The following is an 18,525-nucleotide window of genomic DNA, read 5'->3' on the forward strand; positions in this document are numbered from 1 at the left end:
TATAGATTTATTTTTCCTAATTTCTTAATTATGGTTCTTATACTGCAATGATAATAAAAAAGTTACTAAGATTTCTTTCTTTTCCATTTTATATTACCTGCAAAATTCAGTCCTTTTTTTAACAAATCAAAATAAAGCACCACATATAAAAATGCAGTGATGATCCACACAACAGCAATATTGAACCACAAGGTCTCGTAAAAATGTCCCATAAAATGTTTGGATGGCGCAAAGAAATGAGTTCTGAAATCAAGAGCTCCACTGGGTTCCGGCTTCTGATAAATGGGATCTACCATCTGAATCAGATGATTGTCTTCTCTCAGAATCTTATTCTTATCAAACACCTTTCTTACGATGTCATTGATGCTTTCGTTAAAGTAATCGTTCTTAATGCGTTCGAACTTTTCACGATTGGCTGAAATATTGGCCGTCAGAAACTCTTCTTTAATGGTGTTGGCTTTGTAAAACTCATTCTGATAATAGGCCAGCAACTGATCCAGAAATTTATTGATGTCAGCGGCCATTTCTGCCGAAAAGTTCTTCGGCGTTATGGGTTCAAACTCATCAAAAGAGACACCGGCAACGCGCTCCACCTCAAGAGAAATCTCATTTGCTATCAGCTCTACATTGCTGACATACTCTTTTTGAGTAATATTTGAATCTCCCTCAGCATATCTAACCGATTCAGAAATGATATCCCGCAATTCGGGAATGTAATAAACCTGCTTAAAATCGGCAGCACTCTCTTTCCGCTCAACCTCAAAGATGTTTTTCTTAAAGTTGTTGTGCTTATACTGATGAACCATCAGTCCTTCATAAACCCAGCGGGAGGGCATAAACTCGGCAATAGCGGGAACCACATCAGGACTGGTAAAATCTTTATTCAGCTTGTCAAAAGTAAACATTGCTCCTCCCAGCACCATTTGAGGAATCATCAACAACGGAATAAGAATATAAATGGTAATGATGGAGTTGAACGATGCTGAAATAATCAGGCCCAAAATATTGGCAAAAGCAGAAACAGAAAATAACGCCAGCCAAAACTCAAAATACATATCCTTTATGCCAAGTACGGTATTGGCAACACCAACAAATAAGACCATTTGAATAGCGGAAATGGTAAAAAGTATAAGAATTTTGGAAACAAGATAACTGGACCGGCTCAAATTGAGAAAGGCTTCCCGTTTTAATATCTTTGCATCTTTAAAAATTTCTTCCGCACTGATAATCAACCCAAAAAACAGAGCAACTACAATCCCCATAAAAATATAAGGAGGGATGTTCTCATTTTCCCTGAAGATATACAGGCTGGAGGGGGGATCGGCAATGTATCTCACCAGATAGGCAAGAATAAAACCAAGCAGTGGTGCCTCCAGAAGGTTTAACGAAATGTATTGGGTATTACTGATTTTTGAGAAAAAATCACGACGGGTATAAATCTTAAACTGATTGAACCACGACGGGATATTAAGACTCTTAGGCGGGGTGTCATTCACCTGACTAACAGACGGAATAGGTATTTTTTCCTGAAAATGACCGTGCCATTCTTCGGGAGCGACTTTCCGCTTATCGGTATAATTACCATACTCATCGATCACATTAGAATCGATGATGTTAAATATAAGCTCCGGATTCAGGTTACCACAGGTAGGACACTCACCCACATCACTGTTGATCTGTGCATCAAGCCTTTTGAAGTATATCAGAGATTCACTCGGGTTTCCGTAATAAACAGGATATCCGCCTGTATCAAGAATATACATCTTGTCGAACATCTTGTAGATGTCGGAGGAAGGCTGGTGAATCACCACAAAAATTAATTTCCCCTTGAGCGACAACTCCCTCAGAAGGTTCATCACATTTTCTGAATCGCGGGAAGACAAACCGGACGTAGGTTCATCCACAAAGAGCACACCCGGTTCCCGGATAAGCTCAAGTGCAATATTCAGACGTTTTCGCTGACCGCCGCTAATCATTTTATTAAGCGGAGAGCCCACTTTCAGCAAGCGACGCTCATAAAGCCCGAGACTTTTGAGCGTATCATTAACAAGCTGATTGATTTCCTCCTCATTCTTATCCTTGAAACAGAGCTTGGCGTTGTAATATAGATTCTCAAAAACGGTAAGCTCTTCAATCAGAAGGTCATCCTGTGGGATAACCCCGATGACTCCTTCCAGAGCCTCCTTGTCATGATGCAGGTCGTGACCATTAATCAGCACCTGACCTTTGGTCGGCGTTTCAATGCCTGAGAGCACATTCAGCAGCGTAGTTTTACCTGCACCGCTGGCACCCATAACACCAATCAATTTCCCCTGTTCTTCGGCAATCTGGATGTTACGAAGACCTATATCTCCCGTTTTAAACTGAAACTCAACGTCTTTGACTTCATACGTAATACGCGGAGAATCAGCATCGGTGAGAAAATGTCCAACAACATCGGTAAAATAGATGGGTTTGCCCTTGGGGACGCGAATAAAACTACCATTAGGGAAAAGATAAATACGACGGGTATTGATTACCAGACCATTCAGGAAAATTTCCTGATCGCCTGTGTATCGCATAAAATAAAGATCAGCACTTTTAACCCGAAGAATAAAAATGGAACCATCAAGCCCCGGGGCATGAATAAATGCACCTTTCCCGAGCCCCGGATCTTCATCCCTCACCATCATCAACTCCTCAAAATCAAGGCTGTCAGCCTCGTTTTTGATAACAAAATTTTCGATGTGAGAGATTTCGTTTCGTGGCAACTTAAACACATCGGCCACCGTATTGATGATAGCCATGCGTTGCTCGGTAAACTTATGGTCGGCATTAACCAGTTCGTACAAACGAACCAGCACCACCACTTTTTGCTCCCTGTTGAGCTGCTTGTTAATTTTTTTACAGATCCCCAGAATTCTGACCGAGTCTTTCATTGAGGTAAGGCGAACCTTCCCCTCTTCTTCGTCTTTACCCCCTTTTCGATCGGTTGAATGTTTCAGAAAAAGCGCATAATACTCTTCCACGGCTTCAGCATTCAGCTGTTGCTCCAGAAACACCCTTACATACTCTGTTTCATTAGATTCAGCACCTCCGTCCTGTTTGGCAATCAATCCAAACAGTTGCATTAATGCTTTTAGAATTTCTTCACTCATCGATCGGTTTTAAAAGGTGGGTTGGTAATCTGACAATTAATCGGTGTAAAGTACGTAATCGAATGGAATTTCCACGATGTCTGAATACTCTTCTCCTGCCTCAAGCATATCTTCTTCATCTTCGTGGTAGTGCCATTTAATAACAACTTCTTTCCCGTTTTCCACGATCTCTTCGAATTTCAGAAGAATATCCAGAATTACTTTTGAAGAAGCGGTATTAAAATATTCCAGTTTAAAATTAAACTCAGTATGATCATTGGGATCTTCAGAGTATTGATCAATCCAGTCAAGGATAGGCTCGTAAAACATGTTTACGTCCTCGGGCAATGATCGGCCTGAAATTTCAAATTGACCACTTGCTTTGTCCAAAATAACGTTAGGGGTATCGTCGGTTCCCTGAATGTTTATCACGTCCATATTATATCTTTTTATCTGTTTCTGTTAATGGTAGAAGTAAGGATAAAGAAAGAAACCTCTTCGTTAAGTTCCTTAAACTGATAAGATAATTTACTGCCTGTTTTCTTGGCAATATCAATCAGTCCGAGTCCGGCACCTCCTTTTTCGGAAATTTTACTTTCCACAATCTGTTGTTTGTAAAGAGAAGATAAACCTGCTTTGTCCAGGCTGTTGATATGCTCAAGACTCTCTTTAAGCCCGGGGATTTTAGCATTTCTAATCACATTACCTGTGATTATTTTATAGCTTTCTTCTCCCCTGCTGACCATCACTATGCCCCGGCGCTCATCTTCATCGTCGTCAGAAAGAGTGTCGGCATGTTTGCTGATGTTTTGTAAGCATTCCACCATTACATTAAACACCTTTCTCTGAACCTGGTTCGATTCCTCCGATTTGGCCATATTCCTTTCGGTAAGAGAAGTAAAGGTTTTGGTAATGTCCTGTGTTACTTCTCCTTCATAAACCAGGTTAATCTCATTTGTTTTCATCGTTTTGTACAACTGGTATGCAAAATCCAGAAAACGATGGCTTTCAATTTCTCTGCTCATAGCGTATGAAGTCTTTAAAAGTGTAAAGATAATTACAATTCAATTCCTATCAATAAAACATCGTCAACTTGTTTTTCCTCGCCCATCCATTCATAAAACACTTTTGGAAAGTAGCGTCCATAGTGCGCCATTGTATAACTGGCATCCATGGTGAGGGCCTCGCGCATCCGGCGTGGCTGGAATTTCTTCCTGTCCGGCCCTCCAAGCTGATCAGGTAAACCATCAGAAAAGATAAATATTTTGTCTCCTTCCTGATAATCTATCACATGATTCTCAAATTCTTTTTCTTTCTTACGGGGTAACGGTGCTCCGCCAATACCCTTGCGTGTTCCCTGGTACTCGAGCAATTCGCCTTCTCTAACTAAGAAGAGAGGTCGGTGCGCTCCGCAATAATCCAGGATTTTCTTATCCTTTTCAACCTTACAGAATGCAATGTCCATTCCGTCACGACCGTTAGACCCTTCCTGGTCCTGTTTCAATGCTTTACGTACTTCCTGATGAAGTTGTTCCATTATTTCGGCGGAGGACAAATGCGGATCGGCACTTACAATGTTGTTTAAAAGGAAATAACCGATAAATGAGAGCAAGGCTCCCGGCACTCCGTGTCCGGTACAGTCCACTGCGGCCACATAAAGAATACCGTCTTTTTCCAGGAACCATGGAAAGTCACCACTAACCACATCTTTGGGTCGGTAAAAAATAAAGGATCTGGGAAAATAATTCTGTAAATAATTGGTATCCGGAAGCAATGAACTTTGAATTCGTTGAGCGTAATTGATACTGTCCGAAATCTTTTTATTCTTGTCTTTAATGTCGGCCTCAATTTTCTTAAACTCTGTCATATCGTGCGACACAAACAAGACAGATTCCAATTCCCCTTCATCATTCAACTCCGGGATACCTTTAATTTCCATGATGCGCTCATCCCCTCCAACTTCAATCTTAACCTCGGAAATAATAGTATCCTGCTCCGTTTTAATAGCTTCCAGCGTTTCCTCCACATATTCCACAAACCGGATGTCAATGTCCAGTTCGCTAACCCTTTTCTTCACAATATCGATGGCGGGAATTTGCACAAACTCAGCAACTGCCGGATTCACATAAACCAATTTGCCCATTATATTCACGCGCATAATCATATCGGGACTGTTTTCCGACAGACTTTGCATCCGTGATTTCATCTGTTCTTCCTTCTCGGCTCGTTTTCTCTCGGTAATATCCTGTGTATTAAAAATAATCCCTTTAATCGCAGGATCATGCAACAGGTTTTTTCCTTTGGTTTCGAGGAAGAGTTTTTCACCGTTCTTCCTCAAATAGGTATATTGAGCCGTTTGCTCTCCGCCCGGAGTTTCAAGCAGATACTGGAACAAGTTGTTGATGGTACGATAACCACGTGGTGTCAACAGATCAGGATCCATACCGTTTACCTCATCATCGTCGTCGTATCCAAGGATGCGTTTCACAGAAGGACTTTCAAAAACAAGTTCCTGATTTTCGTTGTAAATAGAAATAAACTCAGAAGCATTGGTAAGCAAAGCCTCCAATCGTTTCTGAGCGTGTGCCACCTCCTGCACCTGAGTTTCCAGCATCTGATTCGATTTCTCCAGTTCCTCCTGGGTCTCGAGCATTTCACGTGCATTTTCCCTCAACTGCTCTTCATTTTCCTGAAGTGTTTTAGTGAGGCTTTGTGACTCCTCCAGCAATTTTTCTGTGCGGGAAGTTATCTTAAGGTTATAGATGGTTTGACCAATGGTGGCGGCCACCTCTTCGGCAAAAGAAAGATGCTTCTTCTCCAAATGATCTTTCATGAAAGCAATTTCCACCACACCCTGCAACTCTTTCTCCTGCAGAAGTGGTAGGATCAGCAGTGTCCTGGGTTTTTGTTCTCCGATGATACCCGAAGTGACGGACCAAAAATCAGCTGGAATCTCTGTACGATAAATAATCTGCTTTTCATAAGCAGCAGCACCTACAAGACCTTTCCCTATCTTAAACTCATCGTATTCGTAGCGACGACGATTGTAAGCATGCATGGCACTTCTCTTCAACAAATCACCCTCTTTGAGGTAGAATGCTCCCTGAATCCCACCCATATAATCTATTAGTGCTCTTAACACGTCGGGAGTAAGTTCAGTCAGTACATGATGAGTACGCAAAAGGTCCGACATTTGCTCTTTCCCCTTGGAGATATAATTCTCTTCATCCTCACGCAAGCGGGCAGTACGAAGATTCTTCCCCAGGTCAAGAAGCACAGAAGAGAGCTGATCTTCCCGGTTATCCTCTTCAGATACATCTCCGCTGTCTCTGAGTTTTCCGGCAAGTTCTATGTTATGATCAATCTGTCTTTTCAGATGATGAATTTCATTCCTGTAGTCTGAAGTATGTATATTGATGTAATTTCGAACAAAAATCACTGCCAGAGGAACCGAAACAATCAGCAGATCCACAACCCAAACAAGCCACCACGTATGCAGATACAGTATATTGCTAAAGCTGAAAGGCCGGTCCTGAATTGACAAAAACCCGCCCCACGCCAGAAGCAAAAACAGAAAAATAAAAACAAGCAGATACAACTGATCTTTAACGGACAATACCCCCGTAAAAAACCACTTTCTGATTGTTTTTTGTAATTTTTTGTAAACTCCCATTCTTTTTGTTTCTGCTTAACACGATTAATAAAACCGGTTATTCCTAAATATTATAGAATTTCCTGCTCCACAAGCTTCTTCATGACCTTTGGCCACAGTTCCTTAATCTCACTCTTTCTGAAGGTCAGTAATTCAACAAGACCTATACAGTCACCTTCCTGCATCACAGGCAACAGATACAGAAAGTAGTTTTCACTTTTTCCAAGTCCTGTTTCCACTTCGAAATAGTTTTCCGGAATTTCCTCCACCAGGGTGGCCTTTCCGTCGGTTACCGTCTGGCCATGCAGGCCGTCTCCGGCAGCAAATCCTGCAACCAAAGCATCTTCAGTAAGTCCGTAAGTTGCTTCTACGTTAAATATCCCCTTCGGTTCCCCTTTTTTATAGAGAACTGCAGCCATTCCGTGAAATAACTCCCCAAGCGTATATAACAATTGGTGCTTGTCGTCACCTCCAACCCGGGAAAGCTGTTGCAATATCTTTTCCTGATAGGTGGCAAAGCGTGCAGCCTCGTTTTCCTTCTCTTCAAAAGCAGATACAATCTCCTCAAGGTTATCAATCTTCCGGCTCATCCGTTTCCTGTCTTCCTCAAATTCATCTTTTTGACGCTCATTGAGAGCCCTCAACTGTTGATTGTTTTTATCACTCACATAAAACGCTGCCAGAAAGAATATAAACGACAAAAACTCAACCAGGTAAAAGATGGTTCCCGGATTCTGTTCCAAAAAAATATTTTTGAGCAGTGACAACCCAAAAGCAATTCCCCCCAAAAAAAAGAGATACTTTTGAAAAGCATGATGACTAAATTTAATTCTGCTCATAAACAAATTTTTTAACCAACAAGACTGTTTAAAACTTTCACAATTTCATCGGGCGTTAATATCTGGTCGGGTTCGAACAACTTCAGGGCTGACTGCGGCATAGTTTCCACATCGCAAGTTGAAGGATCCTGCACAATGGTATAACCTTTTTTATCCTTAATGCCTTTTAATCCTCTGGCGCCATCTTTATTTGCACCGGTAAGAATAATGCCCAGTGTTTTCTCCCTGAACGCATAGGCTGCAGAGGAGTATGCAAAGTCAATTGCCGGCCGGCTGTGATTATACACTTCTTCGGTGGACAACGAAATAGTACTGTCGAATTCCACAAAAAGATGATAGTTCGAGGGTGCCAGCATGGCCACACCGGGTTTAAGTTTTTCCTTATCAAATGGCTCAACCACCGGAATTCTGGATTTGAGATTTAATCCCTCCACCAATCCGGATCGCACATGTTTCAACCGATGCAGACATAAAACCAATGGCACTGGAAACTCCGGGTCCAACTGCGAAAGGATTTTCGATACAACAGAAAAACTTCCGGCCGATCCTCCAATGACCACAACTTTAAATTTCCGATCGGATTTCTTCATGCTGTTACTCATTTTTGACTCCCGGTTTCCTGAAAATACTCTCTTTGTCATCCACCACCGTCAAATAATCTTTAAGATTGCCGGGAATGGTCTCTTTTACGCCAATGGCCAAAAATCCACCGGGACGAATATGATCTACAATTTCTTTAAACAATTCTTCATGCCTGCTGTAGGAATAATTGATCCCCGAATTCCGGAAAACAATAAAATCAAACATCTCACCCTCTTCAGCCACTCCGGCAGCCTTGGTCCGAAACCGGCAATGCTTCAGCAAGGCCTTATTAAAGATGGTATCTCCGCTTTCTTCGGTAAAATACTCTTCAAAACGGTCACTCTCTTCCAATCTTTTGTAATTACTGTGATTCAGCTCGCTGTTCCTGGTATCAAACACACCCATGGAAATTTCATTACAAAGCTGCTCAGACGGATGTTGACAAACAACATCTACCGACTCAAGAAGATTGCTTTCTTTCAGCAAAACCAAAAAAGAAAACAATTCCTCTCCCGACGGGGTATCCGGAAACCACACAGTGAAATGGTCTCCCAGGACAGGAAAGACATTCTGACGAACTGACCTCCAGAATCCTGGATCGCGAAACATCTCCGTAACCTTCACTGCCATGTGATACTTTACTTCTTCACGAAAATCTTCATCACTCAAACGCTCCGAAAAAGCGACAAGCTTTCTTACCTTCAGTTTTTCAAAAACATAGGCAAGCCTCCTTTTCAGGAAAGAAAATGACAATCCGGTATAATCCATATCCGGATATTCTGCCATCTCTGCGGTGACCATTTTTAAATCATTAATCCCTAACGTAACCCCCATGTAAAAACATGTTTTGTTCAATATCGCAAATGAAACACATTGCTTTTTCTGTAAACAGGTCCCTGGCGATCGAACTTGGTTTTAAAAAAACCACTTAATCCCTCGTGGGCTCCGAGTACAAGTGTTCCGTTATTGTATAATCCCTCGTGGAACCGCTGAACAATGCGATTCTGAAGATTTACATTAAAATAAATCAATACATTGCGGCAAAACACCACATCTACTTTATTGTAAAAAGGCACGTCATTTTTAACCAAATCATGCCTTATAAATTTTATCTTTTCCTTCAAAAAAGGTTTTACACTTATCCGGTCGTGTTTCTCATCCACATCGAAATAATTCAAAAAAGTTGTTTTATCTCCGGATGTAATATCAAATACGGTGTTGAAATTCTCAATGCAACCCCGGTCAATCTGATTTTGATAAACCCCTTTTCTCGCGACATCCAGTGCATTCCGGCTTATATCCGTGGCAAAAACACGCACCTTATCGAGCAGCCCCAACTCATTAAACAAAATAAGAAGAGAATAAACTTCCTGACCTGTTGAGCATCCTGCATGCCAGACATTAATAAAATTATTTCCCGACAACGAGGGCAAATGTTTTTCGAAGAGATATTTCCAGACTGCAGGATCTCTGAATAACTCAGTTGTATTTACTGTGATGGCTTCCACTACCTGCTCCACAAAGTCCTTATCATGGCGGGTCCTTTCACAAAGTTGCTCAAGTGTCACCTCCTGATCCCTCATCACTTTATCAATTCTTCTGTAAATGGAGTTATCTGAGTAATCCGAAAAGTCGTAAGGAGAGTGCTGCTTAAGCACCCGGAGATATTCTTTATATGTCATTACGCCACAACTGTTCAACCCTACAATATTTAAAAGAGTTCTACCTCCACATTTTGAATAAACGCAGTGTAAGAATGGTCGTCACCCACCTCTGCGTCCGACAGAAGGAATAATACAGGCACTTCTTCCCCGTATTTGTTTAAAATCGGAACCTCCTTCCGCTCACCAATTACCTTACTTCCATTGGAATTAACAAAGGCCGATACAAATGGATCATTTTTGGTGGCGTCTTTGGAAAACAGTTTGGAAACATGCTCTCCCAGAACTTCCTCCCGGTTGTATCCCCAAAGCTTCTCGGCTGCAGCATTGAAAAATTCCAGCATTCCCTCCTTATTGGTGGTAATAATGGCATCAAGAGCTCCCTCCAGGGTCTTTTCATTTCGGATTTTCACGGCCTCAATCTCTTTGAAGTGTCCTTTAACCTCATTCCGAGCCTCTTCAAGCATGACGCCCAGTTCGTCTTTCGACCGTTTAAGAGCTTCCTCCATTTGCACCTGCTCGGTAACATCATTCTCGAGACTGAGAATTTTCATTATCTCGCCGTCATTATCCACCACGGGTGAGTATGTGGTTAGCAAATAAATTTCTTCACCCAGCTTGGTACGACGACGCACCCGCCCTCGGAAGTTTTGCCCCTCCTGAAGCTGAGCCAGAATTTTGTCCAGTTCGCCCACATCCTCCTTAAAGAAGAAGATTCTCAGGTTTTGATCTTCAATTTCCTCGGGACGATATTTAAAAGTGCTCAGAAAATTATGATTTACAGAAATTAATGTCCCATCGGTTTCAAATTCACAGCTGATGGCAGCATGATCGATAGCATCCAGAATACCCTGCATTTCCAGGGCCTGACGTTCGCTCTCCTCCTGAGTAGCCTTCATCTCTTCCAGGTTCTGACGGAGCTCCTCCTCCTGCTGAGCCATCTTTTCGGCCTGAATCTGAGTCTCTTTCAGCAGTTTGGACGTCTTCATATTGGTCTTAACCGTAGAAATGGTCAGCGCAATACTCTCTCCGAGTTTTTCAACAAACTCGATTTCGAACTGCTCAAAAGGATGGAAGGACGCAAGTTCTATGACACCATAAATCTCTTCGTTGGCTTTTAAGGGCACAAGCATAACAGCTTTAGGTGTGGCCTCACCGAGCCCGGAAGTTATATTTACATAATCTTCAGGAACATCCGTCATGTAAATGGTGCTCTTCTCCAATGCGCAACGTCCCACAAGACCTTCTCCCCAACCAATGATCTTATCGGCGAATTTTTTTCGTTCATAGGCAACACAAGCGGTCATTTCGAAGTATTTCTCATCGCCATTGGAGGGGTGATTCAGCAAAAACACACCACCCTGATTAATTTTCATATAATTGACCAGGTAGTGGATAATATTGTAAGAAAGCTCCTCCAGGTTGTCATTATTCTTGCGCAGCAACTCGGCAAACTGGGCCAAACCCTGAGTAACCCAGGTTCGCTGCTCCTCTTCGAGACGACGTTGTTCCTGATCACGCTTATTCTGAACCATAAACTCCCTCAATTTAATGAGAGCTTTGGTCAGCGCATCTCTTTTCTGATTATCGGGTAAGGATTCTTCCAGGTTTCCCTGCCTCAAATTGTCTATAAAGCCCAAAACCATTTTGGTTTTTCCGGCTTCCCGCTTAATACGCTTATTTTGTTTACGAATGGAACGAACAAAAACATTGGCTACCTGATAACCAATAATGGCAAAAATGAAGGGAAACAACAACACCACCCAAAGACCGGGCATGAGTGCCAGAAGAGTATGTAATCCTCCACCGTATTGCCGCACAACTTCAGCATCAAAGCTTAACAAAATAACAATAGCAGCCAAAATAAGCCCCAGCGCAAAGCCCCGAAGCGAATAATTTGATAATATACGTTTGTAGTCGGTCTTCTTCATCTGATAAATATTATTTTCAGGCAACCTCAATTAATAGAGATATTAACGAACCATAAGCAAAAAGGTTATAGTACAACCAATGATTCTCTATTCTAAAGCGGTTAAGGAAGGTCAAATAAAATTCTTTAAAAGATAGGGCGCCATTTTATCGATTGGCAATACCTCTTTTGCTGCCCCCAGCTTAATTGCTTCGCGCGGCATTCCAAAAACCACCGAAGAGGCTTCGTCCTGCGCTATAGTAGAGGCTCCGGCCTCCTTCATCTCAAAAAGACCTTTGGCTCCGTCGTTCCCCATACCGGTAAGCAGAATTCCCATGGCATTTTGCCCGGCATAGCGGGCTGCAGAGCGGAACAAAACATCAACCGAAGGCCTGTGTCTGTTTACTAAAGGTCCTTCACGAACCTCTACAGAATATTCCTTCCCCGTTCGTTTCAGCAACATGTGCTTATTTCCCGGTGCAACCAGAACCCTTCCCTGGTATAAGCGATCCCCATTCTCTGCCTCCTTCACCTCCAGCTCGCAAAGGTTGTTAAGACTGTTTGCAAAAGAACGGGTAAAACCTTCGGGCATATGCTGCACAATAACAATCCCCGGCATCTTGGCCGGTAAGTTTTTCAGAAAAGCACGTATCGCCTCTGTTCCACCGGTAGAAGCACCCAACGCTATAATTTTCTCAGTGCTGATAATTTTTTTATACGATGTGCTTTTTTGCAAAATGACATCAGCAGAGAACTTTGGTGCTACCCAGTCAACCTGAGGCGTATGGCTTATCTTAAGCCGGGTAAGTTTGGCCTGTGATGCTGCTTTAACTGCATCACACAATAATATTTTGGACTCATTGATAAACTGAGCCGCATTCATGGCCGGCTTTCCAATGATTTCGGAAGCTCCGTACTCCAGAGCTTTCATTGCTGTTTCAGTTCCCTCGGTGGTAAGAGATGAAATAACCACTACAGGAATAGGATGCTGCGACATAATTTTGCGCAGGAACGTAAGTCCGTCCATCCGTGGCATTTCAATATCCAGGGTGATTACATCCGGAACTTCCTTCATAATCTTCTTTACCGCAATAAGAGGGTCGGCTGCAGTGCCCATAACCTCTATATGCGGATCAGACTCCAGAATGGCAGAAAGACTCTGACGGACTACCGCCGAGTCATCCACAATAAGTACCCTGATATTCTTACTCATAGAACTAAATCAAAGAAAATATTACTGTGCCTTTTTATCCAAAAACTTATGTCGTACCTCACCGCTGTCTGTGAAGAAGAGTATTTTCCGTCCTTTCCGGCCTCCGGTACTGGATGCCACAACGGGAATCTTTTTCGCTTCTAAAATCAATCTGGCCACCCTGATATTCCTTTCACCGATAAGGGTTCCGTTGGCCCCGCTTTCGATCAACTCTCCTCCGCCAAAAATCTTGGCTTTAAGGTTTTCTCTACGGGCACCCAACTGGCTCATCTTCTCCAATAATTTATCGATGGCGATATTTCCGTATTTGGGAGATGCCAGGTCGTTACCGTTCCAGTTAGGCAGCATATAATGGTTAATGCCCCCTATCCGGGTAACCGGATCCCACAAACATATCGCCACGCAGGAGCCAAGAATGGTCTTTACCACATACGGCTCTTTACTGGCAAATAAGGTGGATGGATATAAAAAATGTTGTGAATATTGCTCCATTAATAAAAACCTTAAAAAATCTCATCACCATCATCAAAAAAGATGTCATTACCTTCGCCACTAAAACCGTCAACAACATTCTTTGCTTCAGGCACATGAATGATGAAAGTGGAACCTTCACCTTTTTGGCTCTTGATATCAATCTCTCCTCCCAACACATCAAGTAAGGCTTTAGTTATGGACAATCCCAGTCCATGGCCCCGGTTGATAGAGTTGATTCCGGTATCGAGTCGCTTGAAACGCTCGAAAATGATTTTTTGGTTTTTATCAGAAATTCCTGTTCCAAAATCCTGAACAGAGAAGCTTAATTTTTCTTCGTCCGCCCAAACCTTAATAATTACTTTGCTATCCTTAAAACTATACTTAAGCGCGTTGTTTAACAAGTTGCTGAGTATAAGCTTAATTTTTTCACTGTCGGTTTTGAAGTAAAAATTCTTTCCAAAACCATATTCAATGTTCCATTCAAATTCAATCTGGATACCCATTTTCCGGGCCACCAGATTAAAAGCTTCGATGATGCTCTGAATAATTCCGCGCACATTCACTTTCGAAATATTCGGAACCACTTCTCCGGCTTCAATTTTTGCAGCAACAAAAATATTTCTCAACTGAAAGTCAAGGTTAAAAGCCTCACTATGAATAAGTGCAACCATGGAAACAACCTTTTTCCAATCGTTCTTCTCCACCGAAAGAATGGATTTTGACAACCCCAGGATGGATGTAAACGGGTTCACTATCTCATTAGAAATATTTGATATAAAGTGGCTTTTAAGGGCCTCCGATTCCCGTAACTTATTGGTAACCTCCTGTAATTCACGAGTCAGCAGTTGAACCTCCTGTTCGAACTTTTTCCGCTCGTTCATTTTCTCCCGGATTTCCTTTAATAATTGTCTGTCAGTAATGTTTGTCATAATGCATTAATTATAGCGTCATCGTATTTTATTTTCTATTCTGATTGAGATTCAATCCAAAGTGTTAAAAAGATTGAAAATCGGGCACAAATATATTGAAAATCATCAAATTCCATAATTCCCACCATTCAGGTCTGCGTTATAACCGCTTAAATATTGTTGGTTTAACATGTTCTAGCGGCACATCCATACCAGATAACGACTCTGAATGACCAATAAAAAAATATCCGTCTGAACTCAGATGCCTGCACAAACGGTTGATAACTTTTTCCTGTGTTACCCTGTCGAAATAAATCAGAACATTTCTACAGAAAATCACATCAAAAGTTTCACTAATATCATAAACAGAGTCTATCAGGTTGAGATATCTCAACTTCAGATTGGCCTGCAATTCCGGAACCACTCTGACAGTCGGATTCACCCTGTCTTTACTCTTTAAAAAATACCTGCGTTTCAGATCAATGGGTACCATGTCTATTTTAGACTCCTTGTAAACGCCCCGGGCGGCTGTCTGAAGCATCTGGCTGGAGATATCGGTACCCAGAATCTCATATCTGAAGCGCGGATTCGCCAGTTTAAATTCGTTCAGTGCAATGGCTATGGTATAGCCTTCTTCCCCGCTGGATGAACCTGCACTCCATACCTTAAAAGGCCGGCTGAAACCGGTTGATTCGGCAAAATCCGGAAGCACATGATCTTTAAGGAAAGCGAAATGTACCGGCTCCCTGTAAAAATCAGTTTTATTGGTAGTAACCACGTTCAGAAAGTTCAACAGCTCCCGTTCCTGACCTTCCTTACTAAAAAAATATTCCTTGTATTCAGTATAGGAGTTCATCCTGAGTTCACGGATTCTCTTTAGCAAACGCCCCTGAAGCATAATTCGTTTTACAGGAGGCATTTTTATGCCATATTCGGTAAATATATATTTGCTAAAAGCCTGAAAGTCCTTTTCCGACAGTTCTGCCTTAAAGCAATCAAACCCCTTATTTTCCGAATTACTCTCCACGCCCTAAATTGAATAACTACTGCTCCTTAGCTGCTGTTAATATTTTATCCATTTCAATGACCTCATTGCGGGTAAAGACTTTGTCAGGATCCAACACAAAGACAAAGGCATCATCTTTACTGTACGTTCCGGCCACATACCCGGGCTTGTACTCCTGATGAATGGATTTTAATTCCCCTTCTTCCATTTCAAGCACATCAGATACTGCATCGGCCATGACAGCCACCCGATAATCATCTTCTTCCTCTTCTTTATGCAGATTCAATATCACAATTACTGAATTTTGTGATGCTTCCACTGCCCCAAGATTAAATTTCAACCCGGTGTTAATTAAAGGAATCACTTCATCCCGGAATTCAATGAGTCCGGCAATAAATTCCATCTTCTGGGGTACAGGCTTTGGCTTTTCATATTCCCGGATTTCCATCACATGAGAAACATGAACAGCAAAAACTTCATCAACTACTTTAAATGTCAGATATGAGTTCATTTATATCTTTTTATTTTTTACAATACCGGTATCCGTTTTCCTCTATTACACCTCAGCAGCCACTACCAACTCTTCAATATCAATGATATGAACAAACTGATCTTCAATGGAAAATGTTCCGTGAAAATTCCGGAGCATGCTCTCTTCCTTATCTGCCACAGTGGGTTTTATTTCCAGTCCTTCTGTCTCAACAACTTCTTTAACCATATCCACAATTACACCAAGACTACTGTCATGCTGGTCTTCCGGATTAATAACCACCACCGCAGAATCATTGGTCAGGGCCGTATTTTCAAAGCCCATCATAAGCCTCAGATCAACTACCGGAATAATATTTCCGTGAAGGTTGAGTACTCCAACCATAAAAGCAGGAGTATTGGGGACTTTGGTAATCTCAGGGACTTCAAGGATATGATTGACTCTCATTGCATCAATGGCAAAAAACTCATCCTGAAGTTTAAAAGATAAAAGTGTACTATAGCTATTTTCCGACATAATTACCAAAAATTAAAATTCTTCCCTTTTCGTTCCCTCTTCCTTTTTCTTCCCCTTAAATTTTCCGGAAGAATTCATTTGCAATACACGATTGGTATCTATTACAAGCGAAATGGTACCGTCTCCGAGTATTGAGGCTCCTGAAACCACCTCATGGGTTTTCAGGTAGCGTCCCAATGGCTTTACAACAGTCTGATACTCTCCCAGAACCTCATCAACCAGGAGGCCTAGTCTTTTATCATCATGTTTAACCAAAATCATCTGTGGAACTTCCATCTCAGCCTTTTCCTCCTTAAAAACGTCACGCATATCCACATAAGGGATTTGCTCATTATCAATGACCACAACTTTGTTGAAAGAGTTTTTCAACTGGCCTTGATTGAGCGCAAAAATTTTCTCAATGGATGAAATGGGAATCACATACTGATTGTCAACCACTTTCACGAGAAGTCCGTCAATAATTGACAAAGTTAACGGCAACCGTAAGGTAATGGTAGTACCCTGTCCGGCTTCAGAGTCAATTGAAACTTCGCCACGTATTTCCGAGATCTTTTTGCGAACCACATCCATTCCAACACCGCGTCCTGAGACATCAGAAACTGTTTCCCTTGTTGAGAAACCACTGGTAAAAATAAGGTTGAGAATCTCCTTGTCCGACAAGTCGGCAGTATCATCAATAATTCCCTTGGCAATGGCTTTTTTCCTTATATCCTCAACGTTGATACCTTTACCATCATCGGTGACTTCGATCAGCACATTGGCTCCGGCATGATAGGCTTTAAAATAGATATTTCCCTTAGGCGATTTTCCTGCTGCAACTCTCTCATCAGGCATCTCAATACCATGATCAACAGAGTTTCGAAGAATATGAAGCAACGGATCTGTAAGGTGCTCTATTATATTTTTATCCAGTTCAATGTCGCCACCCTCAATAACAAAATCAATCTCTTTTCCCAACTCTTTGGATAAATCGCGGACAAGCCGTTGAAAGCGCATCAACTCACTTTGCATGGGTATAAGGCTGATTTCAAAGGCATTATCACGCAACTGACGTGACAACTTCTGAACGTTTTCAGCAAGTCCCAGAATATCGTTCTCCCCTTTTTTATCTGCATATACACTCAACTGTGCCTGCACGGTAACCAGTTCACTCACAAGGTTGACCAATTCATCAATCTTCATTGAAGAAACCCTGATACTTGAGATTTTGTGTTCTTTAAATGCCTTCTTTTTCTTCTGTTCTTTATCTTCAGTATCTTTTATTTCTGTTTCTTTGGCTGCGGGCTCATCTTTCTTAAGCAAAATCTTAAGATCACTTACCTTTATCAAAGAATTGGCACTTCTGGCATTGCTGATTAATTTTTTAATTCCCTGATTTACCTCAAATCCCCCCGAACAAACTTCTTCCACTGTAAGATCACACTCATCTTCCACGAAAATAAAAACATCTTTAATTTCGTTCAAAGATTCAGTGGTAGTAAGCAGAATTTGCCAGAGACAATAGTTATTCTCCGGTTCCAGAGGTTCAAAAGAGGGAACTTTATGGGTATAAACAATGCTGAACCCCTCACCCAAAGCATGAAGATCATCAAGCAGGAAGAGCGGGTTGGTACCATTCTGTAAAAGTTCTTCTTTAGGAACGAAAGATATCAGGTAGGTCTTCTCTCCATCGTCCGCAACAGGGGCAGTTGTTGCAGGAGACTCAGCAACAGAGGCTGCGGCTCCGGTTTCGGAGAAAGATTGAATGCGCCCCATAAAAGCATGATAGGAATCCAAATCCTCCTTTTCGGTAAGATCGCCTTTGTCCAGAAGAGATTTAATCTCATCAACAGCCGAGAAAGTCAAAGAAATCAAATCAGGAGTTACATCAAGTTTGTTATTTCTGACTTTATCAAAAATATTCTCCAGATGATGAGTAAAATCACTCAGATGATTGAAGCCAAACATGGCGCCTCCACCTTTAAGAGAGTGCATCGCTCTAAATATGCGCTCGATCAGATCTTTACTCTGCATATCATTTTCGAGGGCAAAGAGCGCTTCTTCCAGATCATTTACATTATCCAGAGACTCTTCAACAAACTTGGCTTTAAATTTATCTATCATAATTTCCTATTGCCATTTCGCACTTAACTACATTACATCAACAATGATGAAACATC

The 18,525-nt window shown here is 41.7% G+C and carries 16 protein-coding genes; all 16 read right to left on the reverse strand.

Annotated elements, in window-relative coordinates:
* Positions 1–65: 65 nt before the first annotated feature.
* Positions 66–3,137, reverse strand: a complete 3,072-nt coding sequence (locus W7W_RS0101680) for an ATP-binding cassette domain-containing protein (RefSeq protein ID WP_010662134.1) — start codon at positions 3,135–3,137, stop codon at positions 66–68.
* 36 nt (positions 3,138–3,173) lie between these two features.
* A complete protein-coding gene (locus W7W_RS0101685) occupies positions 3,174–3,554 on the reverse strand; it encodes a DUF1987 domain-containing protein (RefSeq protein WP_010662135.1) in 381 nt (126 codons plus the stop codon).
* Between the two features lie 11 nt (positions 3,555–3,565).
* Positions 3,566–4,141: a SiaB family protein kinase gene (locus W7W_RS0101690; RefSeq protein WP_010662136.1), complete on the reverse strand. Its 576-nt coding sequence runs from the start codon at positions 4,139–4,141 to the stop codon at positions 3,566–3,568.
* A gap of 32 nt (positions 4,142–4,173) precedes the next feature.
* Positions 4,174–6,789 carry a PAS domain S-box protein gene (locus W7W_RS0101695; RefSeq protein WP_010662137.1) on the reverse strand — a complete coding sequence of 872 codons (2,616 nt, stop codon included), beginning with the start codon at positions 6,787–6,789 and terminating at the stop codon, positions 4,174–4,176.
* A gap of 50 nt (positions 6,790–6,839) precedes the next feature.
* A complete protein-coding gene (locus W7W_RS0101700) occupies positions 6,840–7,607 on the reverse strand; it encodes a GAF domain-containing protein (RefSeq protein ID WP_010662138.1) in 768 nt (255 codons plus the stop codon).
* Between the two features lie 11 nt (positions 7,608–7,618).
* Positions 7,619–8,197, reverse strand: a complete 579-nt coding sequence (locus tag W7W_RS0101705; protein WP_010662139.1) for a chemotaxis protein CheB — start codon at positions 8,195–8,197, stop codon at positions 7,619–7,621.
* Between the two features lie 4 nt (positions 8,198–8,201).
* Positions 8,202–9,023 carry a CheR family methyltransferase gene (locus W7W_RS0101710; RefSeq protein ID WP_010662140.1) on the reverse strand — a complete coding sequence of 274 codons (822 nt, stop codon included), beginning with the start codon at positions 9,021–9,023 and terminating at the stop codon, positions 8,202–8,204.
* Positions 9,024–9,040: 17 nt separating this feature from the next.
* Positions 9,041–9,871, reverse strand: coding sequence for a CheR family methyltransferase (locus W7W_RS0101715; protein WP_010662141.1), 831 nt, complete (start codon positions 9,869–9,871; stop codon positions 9,041–9,043).
* Positions 9,872–9,900: 29 nt separating this feature from the next.
* The gene (locus W7W_RS0101720; RefSeq protein WP_010662142.1) at positions 9,901–11,781 is read right to left on the reverse strand and encodes a PAS domain S-box protein; all 1,881 of its coding nucleotides are present in this window, start codon (positions 11,779–11,781) and stop codon (positions 9,901–9,903) included.
* A 111-nt stretch (positions 11,782–11,892) separates the two neighbouring features.
* Positions 11,893–12,972 (reverse strand): protein-glutamate methylesterase/protein-glutamine glutaminase, encoded by a 1,080-nt coding sequence (locus W7W_RS0101725; RefSeq protein ID WP_010662143.1) that lies wholly within the window; start codon positions 12,970–12,972, stop codon positions 11,893–11,895.
* 21 nt (positions 12,973–12,993) lie between these two features.
* Positions 12,994–13,464, reverse strand: coding sequence for a chemotaxis protein CheD (locus tag W7W_RS0101730; RefSeq protein WP_010662144.1), 471 nt, complete (start codon positions 13,462–13,464; stop codon positions 12,994–12,996).
* A gap of 11 nt (positions 13,465–13,475) precedes the next feature.
* Positions 13,476–14,375, reverse strand: a complete 900-nt coding sequence (locus tag W7W_RS0101735; protein ID WP_025006685.1) for a sensor histidine kinase — start codon at positions 14,373–14,375, stop codon at positions 13,476–13,478.
* Between the two features lie 139 nt (positions 14,376–14,514).
* The gene (locus W7W_RS0101745; RefSeq protein WP_010662146.1) at positions 14,515–15,381 is read right to left on the reverse strand and encodes a CheR family methyltransferase; all 867 of its coding nucleotides are present in this window, start codon (positions 15,379–15,381) and stop codon (positions 14,515–14,517) included.
* A 16-nt stretch (positions 15,382–15,397) separates the two neighbouring features.
* On the reverse strand, positions 15,398–15,871 hold the full coding sequence (locus W7W_RS0101750) for a chemotaxis protein CheW (protein ID WP_010662147.1): 474 nt from the start codon (positions 15,869–15,871) through the stop codon (positions 15,398–15,400).
* Positions 15,872–15,916: 45 nt separating this feature from the next.
* Complete coding sequence (locus W7W_RS0101755; protein WP_010662148.1) at positions 15,917–16,366, reverse strand: chemotaxis protein CheW; 450 nt, start codon at positions 16,364–16,366, stop codon at positions 15,917–15,919.
* 12 nt (positions 16,367–16,378) lie between these two features.
* Positions 16,379–18,469 (reverse strand): chemotaxis protein CheA, encoded by a 2,091-nt coding sequence (locus W7W_RS0101760; RefSeq protein ID WP_010662149.1) that lies wholly within the window; start codon positions 18,467–18,469, stop codon positions 16,379–16,381.
* Between the last annotated feature and the right edge of the window lie 56 nt (positions 18,470–18,525).

Source organism: Marinilabilia salmonicolor JCM 21150 (genome assembly GCF_000259075.1).
GTDB classification, from domain to species: Bacteria; Bacteroidota; Bacteroidia; order Bacteroidales; family Marinilabiliaceae; genus Marinilabilia; species Marinilabilia salmonicolor.

Excerpts from the sequence above, each read along its gene's own strand:
- W7W_RS0101680 (WP_010662134.1), bottom strand. The coding sequence starts at position 3,137 with ATGAGTGAAGAAATTCTAAAAGCATTAATGCAACTGTTTGGATTGATT.
- W7W_RS0101685 (WP_010662135.1), bottom strand. The coding sequence starts at position 3,554 with ATGGACGTGATAAACATTCAGGGAACCGACGATACCCCTAACGTTATT.
- W7W_RS0101690 (WP_010662136.1), bottom strand. The coding sequence starts at position 4,141 with ATGAGCAGAGAAATTGAAAGCCATCGTTTTCTGGATTTTGCATACCAG.
- W7W_RS0101695 (WP_010662137.1), bottom strand. The coding sequence starts at position 6,789 with ATGGGAGTTTACAAAAAATTACAAAAAACAATCAGAAAGTGGTTTTTT.
- W7W_RS0101700 (WP_010662138.1), bottom strand. The coding sequence starts at position 7,607 with ATGAGCAGAATTAAATTTAGTCATCATGCTTTTCAAAAGTATCTCTTT.
- W7W_RS0101705 (WP_010662139.1), bottom strand. The coding sequence starts at position 8,197 with ATGAAGAAATCCGATCGGAAATTTAAAGTTGTGGTCATTGGAGGATCG.
- W7W_RS0101710 (WP_010662140.1), bottom strand. The coding sequence starts at position 9,023 with ATGGGGGTTACGTTAGGGATTAATGATTTAAAAATGGTCACCGCAGAG.
- W7W_RS0101715 (WP_010662141.1), bottom strand. The coding sequence starts at position 9,871 with ATGACATATAAAGAATATCTCCGGGTGCTTAAGCAGCACTCTCCTTAC.
- W7W_RS0101720 (WP_010662142.1), bottom strand. The coding sequence starts at position 11,781 with ATGAAGAAGACCGACTACAAACGTATATTATCAAATTATTCGCTTCGG.
- W7W_RS0101725 (WP_010662143.1), bottom strand. The coding sequence starts at position 12,972 with ATGAGTAAGAATATCAGGGTACTTATTGTGGATGACTCGGCGGTAGTC.
- W7W_RS0101730 (WP_010662144.1), bottom strand. The coding sequence starts at position 13,464 with ATGGAGCAATATTCACAACATTTTTTATATCCATCCACCTTATTTGCC.
- W7W_RS0101735 (WP_025006685.1), bottom strand. The coding sequence starts at position 14,375 with ATGACAAACATTACTGACAGACAATTATTAAAGGAAATCCGGGAGAAA.
- W7W_RS0101750 (WP_010662147.1), bottom strand. The coding sequence starts at position 15,871 with ATGAACTCATATCTGACATTTAAAGTAGTTGATGAAGTTTTTGCTGTT.
- W7W_RS0101755 (WP_010662148.1), bottom strand. The coding sequence starts at position 16,366 with ATGTCGGAAAATAGCTATAGTACACTTTTATCTTTTAAACTTCAGGAT.
- W7W_RS0101760 (WP_010662149.1), bottom strand. The coding sequence starts at position 18,469 with ATGATAGATAAATTTAAAGCCAAGTTTGTTGAAGAGTCTCTGGATAAT.